A 1,389-nucleotide genomic window follows, 5' to 3' on the forward strand; every position below is an offset into this window, starting at 1 on the left:
GTTAGACATATATTGTTAAGCAACCTGTTGGACCTGAGATCGGTATTCTACTGGACTCAGGTCTTTTAACTTTTGCTTCATACGAATATTGTTGTAATAGTAAATATAATCGTGTAATTCCTGTATAAAATGGTCAATACTTTCAAAATCCTGGAGATAGAGGAGCTCAGTCTTAAGGATGCCAAAGAAGTTCTCGATAACGGCATTATCTAGACAATTTCCCTTTCGGGACATGCTTTGCGTAATATTCCGGTCTTTTAGAGTTTTCTGGTACTTTGCCATCTGGTAATGCCATCCTTGATCTGAGTGGAGAATCAACTTATCCTCTGGATTTAAAACCTCTAAAGCTTGTTCAAGCATGTTGCCTACTAAATCAAAAGAGGGGCGAGACTTAACTGTATACGAGATGACCTCACTATTGAACAAATCAAGAATAGGAGATAGATAGAGTTTCTGCCCGAAAAGGCTGAATTCTGTTACATCTGTTACCCATTTCTGATTAGGCTTGTTGGCTTGGAAATCTCGATTTAGAATGTTAGGCGCAACTTTCCCTACATTTCCGCGATAGGACTTATATCTCTTCAAACGAACCTGGCACTTGATCCCCATCTGGTTCATTAGCTTGAGAACAGTCTTGGGGTCAAGAATCAAACCTTTCTTATCAAGCTCTTTTTTTATGTTACGGTGTCCATAACGACCTTTATGTTGGTGATATATTTCTTGTATTGCTTCTTTCACTTTTGCATATTTATCAGGGCGGTCCATGTGTTTTGTCCAATAATAATACGTACTTCTTTTGATACCTGCAATCTCGATCAGCTTAGCGACTTTATATTCATTCCTTAGTTCAAAAATTACTTGTGCTTTGAGTGATGTTGTAATTTTTCCTTTTCCCGAACTAAGGCATTCAACTTTTTTAGATAGGCGTTCTCCATCCGTAAACGTTCGATTTCTTGGATAAGGGATTCATTTGTTTGATTGGTTTGATCTTTCTTTTTTCTTTCTTTTGTCATGGGAGGTCGCCCCTTCTTCTTTGGAAATAGGGCTTCCACTCCTTCTATTTCAACAGCTCTCCTCCAAGTATTGATGATGGAAGAATCAGGAATATTAAACTTCGCCGCTGCCTCATTAAGAGATGCCCAATTATCGTCCATATATTTGAGTACCTCCATTTTAAACTCTGCGGAGTAGTTTGTATAACTTTTTCTTAAGGAATCCTCTCCGTGTTCCAGATAAAGGTTAACCCACGTTTGTATTGTTTTATGGACAGTACCTAACATTTTAGCAATATCCCTAAAAGACAATCCTCCTTTTTCATATTCCTTTACTGCCCATAACTTGTCCTCGAATGTAAATTTAGCCATATAAAAAACTGCACCTCCATTGTTA

Annotated in this window: 1 protein-coding gene; it reads right to left on the bottom strand. The window is 37.8% G+C overall.

Annotated features, from left to right (window positions below; translation table 11 throughout):
- Positions 1-15 precede the first annotated feature (15 nt).
- A protein-coding gene (locus AAHB15_RS29855; protein ID WP_335574384.1) for an IS3 family transposase occupies positions 16-1,364 on the bottom strand; the annotation gives its coding sequence in 2 pieces (ribosomal slippage) (positions 16-920 and positions 920-1,364; 1,350 coding nt in all).
- Positions 1,365-1,389 lie beyond the last annotated feature (25 nt).

It is taken from the genome of Bacillus sp. OTU2372, from assembly GCF_038440275.1.
Taxonomy (GTDB): Bacteria; Bacillota; Bacilli; order Bacillales; family Cytobacillaceae; genus Neobacillus; species Neobacillus bataviensis_B.